Origin of the sequence: Bartonella sp. AP331QHHD, from assembly GCF_042195905.1 — a bacterium.
Taxonomy (GTDB): Bacteria; Pseudomonadota; Alphaproteobacteria; order Rhizobiales; family Rhizobiaceae; genus Bartonella.
Map to the genome: position 1 here is coordinate 1 of NZ_JBHIPG010000066.1, position 7,360 is coordinate 7,360.

A 7,360-nucleotide genomic window follows, 5' to 3' on the forward strand; every position below is an offset into this window, starting at 1 on the left:
TGCCAATAGAGAACGTTGGCTGGAACAAGACAATAGCGGCTGGAATAGGTTGAATATGCTTATGAACGCCGGTCATGGCTTCGCAAGAAATTACGGCACGACGATGAATAATATGTCAGAATCTAAGATGCATGGTAACGACCCTTGGCAGAATGCTATGATGGTGCTTTTTGGATTAAAGAAGGCTGCGGAAAAGGCAGCAAATGCTGCCGTTTAGTTTGAATAATCTTAGAAAAAATAAATAGTTAAAGGGAAAGTAATGGTTTTTATAGATTTTGACCCGAGAGATAGACGTTTCATATCCAAACTAGAAAAAGATCTACACGAACGCAGACTAGAAAAAGATTTACTACAATCAATAGCGAATCAACGAAAGGACAAACATAAATTACCAGTTTTTCTTAATGCGATTTCTATGAATGATCCATATAAGATAGGCTCTTTTTCTCCTTCTCCAATAGGTTCTATTCGTCCTTCTGAGATAGATAATGAGGGGAATAAACCCTCTCCGATTCCACAATCAGAAACTCCTCCTCAGTTAGAGACTTCTCCACCTATTTCAACAAAACCAGTTCCATTGCAAGAACAGCCTCCTGAACCAAATCTTAGTTTTTGGGATAAATTTTCTCGTTTTTCACAGTCTGATGTTAGTAAAAATATTGATGATTTTCTTATGGGTGCGATAACGGCTAGTCCAAATTCATCTGGATGGCAACTTTTTGCCAAGGGGCTGAAGAACTTGCATGAAGGAGATAAACAAAGAGGACAGGTTAATCAGACTGTCGAGTATCTAAAATCTAAAGGGTACAGTGAGGAAGAGGCGCGGTTCATAGCTGGAAATAGAGATGCGTTGAATGCTTTTCTATTACAAAAAGTGAACGGTGGAAATAGGAATTCCCAATTTACCAATGACGGTAGGATGCTTGTGGAAGATCCGAATGCACCAGGTGGATATAGATATATTATGGTTGAAGGTGGTAAATCGTATGAGGAAGCTGAACGTGCAAAAGCTCTATATGCAAATAATATAGTACGGAAAAGTATTTTATTGAAAGATCTCACATATCTTGATGAGTACCTTAAGGAAAAAGGTGGGTATGCAACAGGTCTGATTGCTTGGATTAAAAGCATTGTTCCTGGATTGAAAGAAAATGGTGCAGATAAAGTCGTGAAATCAATTAAGGAACGTATAGCAAGTGATCGTATAGACGAACTGAAGCAATTATCAAGGACAGGAGCGGTAGGACTTGGAAATGTCAGTGATAAAGATCTTGACATGCTAAAGCATTCTTTAGGTGAACTAAGCATTGATATGAATGTAGAATTATTTACGCGGAATCTGAATCAAATAAGAGATGTTATTTCAAGACTATCGCCTGAAGCAAAAGCCTATTTACTAGGTGAAGATGCTAGTCGCTCCTCTGCTAATCAGTCATCACAAGGAGGCAGTGCAAATATACCTCGGATGAGTATGCAAGAAGCTGCTAAAAGAAATGATATTACTGAATTTACAGATATTGAGACTGGTGAGCATATGAGGAAGGTAAAATTGTAATGAATACGTCTCGATCTAGATATGTAACATTAGAGGATGGAACACGTTATCGTTTTGATGTTATTGATAATAATTCTCAAAATAATGCGTCTCGATCTAGATATGTGACCTTAGAAGATGGAACACGCTATCGCTTTGATGTTCTCAATGATGCCTCCAACTTTGAAGAAACAACATCACCCCAACATCCCGAAATCACGCAAAGTGAAGCTTTTTGGAACTCTTTAAAGCATGGATTGAGTTTTAATTTAGATGATGAGATTGCGGGGATTACAGCGGCAGGACGTGATTCTGATGATCAGTGGGCAATAAGTGCTTTTTTGAATGGGCTTTACAACTATTGGACTGGAGATAAGAAAACCATAGAAAAATATGAGAAAGAAGCCAATAGAATACGTGATTATTATCGTAGGATGAGTGATCAACATTATTGGACTTCTTTTGCTGGAAATGCTTTAGGGTCGGCAATCCCTTCCCTTGCGACTTTAGGGGGAGGACTGTTAGCCTCAGGAGCACGCCTTGTAGCGCCTACACTTGCAAGGAATGTGGCGGGGTCAAAATTAGGTCAAGCCTTTTTGAAAGCAGGTCAGTTACCCCCAAGTCGATTTGCAAGTCCATTTTTAGGCATCACGAACAAAACAACATTACCTCATTTGCTTAAAGTAGGTGCAGCATCTGGTGCATTACATGGCGCAGGAGAAGGCGAAGGACTTTTAAATACACTTCAAACCACGGCATCTGGTGGAACTTTAGGAATGGGCGGGGCATTGGCTGGAAATCTTGTAGGCAGTATGCTTGGTTCTACTTTTGGTGGAATACGAAGACTTTTTTCTCCTTCTCATACGAAAGAAGGTGTTTCAAAAGATACGTTAAGAGCAATCAGTAAACATTTAGGCAATGAAGCTTCTGAAGAGCTAGGAGAATCTTTTAAAAAAGCAGTTCCTACCGATTACGTAGCTGATCATAGTCCTTTTTTACAAGATCTTGTTTTTGATATCGCGAAAAGAAACCAAGGGGCTTATCTTGATTTAACCAAGAGAGCTAAACAGAGAGCGCTGGGAGGAGGGGAGCGTATTCATCAAGCTGCTGATGAACACTTTGTTCCTCGTCAAAATGTTACAGGTTTAAAAGATGATCTTATCGCGATTAGGAAAGCAGAACCACATACTCTTTACGAAATAGCTCAAAAAACACCAATAGGAGAACAGCATTATGGTGCTCTTAATGAATTAATGAAGCGTCCATACTTCAAACAGGCTTATAAAGGAGGGCTACAGGAATTCACGAGTGGTGGCAAAGAAGTCAGTTCGTTTTCTTCTGAAAAATTTAATCTCCTTAAAGAAAAACCCAACATGGGAGTTCTCCATGAAACGAAGGTGAAACTTGGTCTTATGAGAGATGAAGCCGAGAAGATAGGAGATAATAGTAAAGTTCATACCTTAGTTGGCATTCAGAAAAAGTTATTAGAGCTTATGGATGATATATCGCCTAAATATAAGAAGGCACGATCATTGTATCATCAATATAGTTCACGTTTAGATGCCATGGATGAAGGTTCCAAAATCCTTAGCAAGTCGGTTAATAAGGATGAATTCAGTAAAATCTTTGATGAATTACCAAAGGCACAACAAGAATACTTTAAAAAGGGCTCAAGAGCAGAACTTTTACAAGGTATGGGTCAAACAAAAGATGAAGTATCCAAGGCAAAGGAGATTTTTGGTACGAATGATCTGTATAAACGATTTGCAAAGATTTATGGAGCCGATAAAGCTTCTGCGGTCAAGAAGGTTATCGAAAAAGAAGCCGATTATGCAGATTTTTATAATAGAATACCAGGTCGTGTAGCGGATGAAAAGATATCATTTAGGCATAACGTCAATATGCCAACGGGTAAACATGATGCAGCTGTACAATTAGCAAAAGCTGCTGGGAAGGCTGCTTGGATTCCTTTCAAAGAGGCGGCGTTTAGAGAGCGTCAACGGATTGAAAAGGATGTTGTCAAATTGTTAACAGGGGGAACAGAGATTAAGAATGCTCAAATTGTCGATCTGATTCAACGTATGGTAAATGCGCATCATAAGGGATATGCGACGAAAGAGTGGGTGAAAAAGCGTTTTTCTGATTTGTTTAGATTAAGTGGAAACGAGGTTGTGAGGATGTTTAACCGATGACCCGTTATAGTCCTTCTGTAGAGCAAGCGATCCGTCAAGCAGCAGCGCGTTATGGTTTGCCAGAGAGTTATTTGTACCGTGTTGCGCAAGTGGAAAGTGGCGGCAATCCCAATGCAAGGAATCCCCGTTCTTCTGCGGGTGGGTTGTATCAATTTATAGACAGCACCGCCAAACAATATGGTTTGCAGGATCGTTTTGATCCCATGCAAGCGGCAGATGCCATGGGGCGGTTGACGCTTGATAATCGCAATCATTTAAGCCGTCTATTGGGAAGAGCGCCTAGTGAAGCAGAATTGTATTTAGCCCATCAACAAGGTGCAGGAGGAGCCGCGCGGCTTCTTCAAAATCCCCATGCCAATGCGGCGCAAATTGTTGGGAGCAATGCGGTTGGCTTGAATGGTGGAAACAACGCTATGCGTGCAAGTGATTTTGTCAACCGTGTATTACAGATGTATGGGGGGCAGCCTCATAGAGCAAGTCCTACAGCGCATGGTGGCATTAGAAATAGAGACAACTTGTTAGAGGTTTTAAGGGCATTATTAGCATCACAAGAAGAGGCTTCGGAAGAAGAAGAGAGTGATGATGATGATAATCCTTTGATGACGCAATTCATGCGGGCATTTTACGGACCATTTTACAGAAGCTAGGATTCACGAGAAATGTCAACGATTTATGATTGGTCGCTTAGAGCGTCGGATAATACGCGCGTGGATAATTTGATTGATTGGTCCGAAGGACAGCATCCTAGCAGTGTGAACACAAGCGCCCGTGTGATGATGCAGCGCGTAAAGGAATACTTGTCAGACACGGGTGGAGAGCTTGAAGGCATTGTTACAAATGATCATGTCCAACAAACGAGTGTGATAAGACTTCAAAGCCAATCGCAATTTTTAGAGTATAAGAATGGTATCGTTTTGCGCTTTATGGCTATGGGTAAGAATGTTGGAGCGACCACGATTGTCTTAAATGCTTTAGATGGCAAGCCGGTTTATAAAGCAACAGAAACGGGTTTATCGCTTTTATCAGGGGGGGAAATCCAACAAGGGTGCATTTATACATTGTTTTATAATGGAGATCATTGGCATCTTGTTAATCCTACCCCACTCCCTTTAGAAGAAGAAAGCAATCTTTATCCCACGGGTTTTATAGGAACGTTTGGAATGCGCGGGATTCCAAAGGATTGGTTAATTTGCGATGGGAAGGCTTATTTGCGTCGTGATTATGGTGATTTATTTGAGACGATAGGAACGGTTTGGGGAGAGGGTGATGGCGCCACGACATTTAATGTTCCCGATTTTCGAGGGATGTTTTTACGGGGGCTTGATGGAGGGCGCAATATTGATGAGGGGCGTTCTTTTGCAAGTGTGCAAACAGATTTAATTGAGTCGCATCAACATCAAGGACAGAGCCTTTCGATGTCTCATTTTACCAGCAACGAAAACTTTTGGGATGGGAATACGACGGATGTGTTGGGCTATCGTCTAGGCTTGTTTGGGGGGAGCTCTCTAGCGAATTTTATGGGCATAGAGCGTGAGAATTTAGGGGGCTACATTGTAAGTTCTCATACTCTTGATGAGAACCAAGAGGTTGTTTTGGAGAGCACTGGTGAAGGCGAGACGCGTCCAGTTAATGTGAGTGTTCTGTTTGCGATTAAGACATGAGGTGTAAGATGTCGACGATCTATGATTGGTCTTTAAATGCCTCCTTGAATGCCTATTGTGATGATTTGATTGATTGGTCAAAAGGACAACGTCCTAGTAGTCTGAATAATAGTGCTCGTGTGATGATGCAACGTGTGCGTGAGTATTTATCGGATACGAGTGGTGTGATTGAAAGCACTTTTACGGTTGATGCTGAACACCAGACGACGTTGATAAGACTTCAAAGCCAATCGCAATTTTTAGAGTATAAGAATGGGATATCAATTTGTTTTAAAGCGAAGGGCAAGAATGTTGGGGAAACCGCAATTGCCTTGAATGATTTGGCGGCTAAACCTGTTTACAAGGCGACGGAATTAGGTCTCCGTGTTTTATCGGGAGGCGAGCTTCAAAGGGGGTGCATTTATAGCTTGGTTTATAGGGATCATGCTTGGCAAGTTTTAAATCCTACGCCTCTCTCTTTATCGCAAGAGCCGGTTATCCCTGTTTATCCACTAGGGACGATAGGGATTTTTGGGATGCAAGTTTTGCCAGATGGCTGGTTACCATGTGATGGGAAGGCTTATTTGCGTCGTGATTATCCTGCTCTTTATGAAGCGATAGGGATCAGGTGGGGAGGCGCTGATAGTTGGACGAAGTTTAATGTTCCCGATTTGCGTGGTGTTTTTTTACGAGGTGTTGATGATGACCGCGAGATAGACCGCTTTCGTTATCTTGGCACTTTACAAAATGACGCAATGAGAAAGCATGACCATGGGGGTCAATCCTTTACGATTTTGAATGATGAAAATCAGGAAGAGAGTTGGCATGGTGATATGACGATCATCTGGGGATATGTGTTGAATGACCAGCAAAGATTGAAGCTTGCTGAACGTTTGGGCGTGAGAGCAGAGGATATACGCGTGCACCATAAGCTCGCCTTTCCCCATTCCCACCTTCACATGCGTGATGTTGCATTGGCAAGTTCAGGTATAAGTGAGACGCGCCCGATTAATATGAGTGTTGTGTTTGGAATCAAGACGTGAGGTTTAGATGTCCACGATTTATGATTGGTCTTTAACGGCATCTGAGAATGGTGGTGCTGATGCTTTAATTAATTGGTCAGAGGGACAGCACCCTAACACGGTTAATAATAGCGCTCGTTTTATGATGCAACGGGTAAGTGAGTATTTATCGGATACGGGGGGTGTGCTTGAAGGGATTGTGACGGTTGATAATAACCAAAAGACGAGCGTGATAAGGCTTCTAAGCCAATCGGCATTTTTAGAGTATAAGAATGGCATATCGGTTTGTTTTAAAGCGAAGGGCAAGAATGTTGGGGCGACAACAATTGCTTTAAATAATCTAGCTGGTAAGCCCGTTTATAAGGCGACAGAAACCGGTTTATTAGCCTTATCGGGAGGAGAGATACAAGATGGCTGTCTTTATACGCTTGTGTATGATGAAGAGCTTACGGGTTGGCAAGTTCTCAACCCGACAAGGAGCAAAGTTTCTTCCTTAAAACGTTTACCTTCCGGTCTGATAGGACCGTTTGCAATGGAGCGCTTGCCAGATGGTTGGTTGCCATGTGATGGAAGTGCTTATTCACGGTATGTTTATTGGGATTTATTTTGTGTCATAGGAACGACGTGGGGAGAAGGAGATGGCGCCACGACGTTTAATGTTCCCGATTTTCGGGGGCTATTTTTACGGGGACTTGATAATGAACGCAATTTAGACCCTTGGCGTTCTTTTGCAAGTATACAATCCTGTTCTTTAAAAGCGCATGAACATTTTATAGGTCCAGCGTCATCAGAAGGTCTTTCTTCTCGAAAAAAACGGGATGTTTCTTCTACTGAAGCGCCCGTGACAAGGCGAAAGAGAGCTATAGACGAAGAGTGTGTAGGTTTGAGTGGGGATGCTTTGGACAAGTGTAATCAAGAATTTGACCAAATAGCAGGAAGTCCACAGGTAGAGACTCCCTTTTGGTTTACAGA

The 7,360-nt window shown here is 41.9% G+C and carries 6 protein-coding genes and 1 pseudogene; all 7 read left to right on the forward strand.

Going from position 1 to position 7,360, the window contains the following annotated elements; all coding sequences use genetic code 11:
• Positions 1–217 (forward strand): annotated as a pseudogene (locus ACFIMS_RS08185) (hypothetical protein); the annotation flags it as partial.
• Positions 218–259: 42 nt separating this feature from the next.
• Positions 260–1,555, forward strand: a complete 1,296-nt coding sequence (locus tag ACFIMS_RS08190; RefSeq protein WP_375696606.1) for a hypothetical protein — start codon at positions 260–262, stop codon at positions 1,553–1,555.
• On the forward strand, positions 1,555–3,726 hold the full coding sequence (locus ACFIMS_RS08195; RefSeq protein WP_375696607.1) for a hypothetical protein: 2,172 nt from the start codon (positions 1,555–1,557) through the stop codon (positions 3,724–3,726). The genes ACFIMS_RS08190 and ACFIMS_RS08195 overlap by 1 nt, the downstream gene beginning before the upstream one ends.
• Positions 3,723–4,373 carry a transglycosylase SLT domain-containing protein gene (locus ACFIMS_RS08200; RefSeq protein ID WP_375632998.1) on the forward strand — a complete coding sequence of 217 codons (651 nt, stop codon included), beginning with the start codon at positions 3,723–3,725 and terminating at the stop codon, positions 4,371–4,373. Before ACFIMS_RS08195 ends, ACFIMS_RS08200 begins: the two co-directional genes overlap by 4 nt.
• 12 nt (positions 4,374–4,385) lie before the next feature.
• Complete coding sequence (locus tag ACFIMS_RS08205) at positions 4,386–5,387, forward strand: phage tail protein (protein WP_375696608.1); 1,002 nt, start codon at positions 4,386–4,388, stop codon at positions 5,385–5,387.
• An 8-nt stretch (positions 5,388–5,395) separates the two neighbouring features.
• Positions 5,396–6,409, forward strand: a complete 1,014-nt coding sequence (locus tag ACFIMS_RS08210) for a phage tail protein (protein WP_375696609.1) — start codon at positions 5,396–5,398, stop codon at positions 6,407–6,409.
• 7 nt (positions 6,410–6,416) lie between these two features.
• Positions 6,417–7,360, forward strand: a 944-nt coding sequence (locus ACFIMS_RS08215; protein WP_375696610.1) for a phage tail protein, incomplete at its 3' end; no start/stop codon positions are given.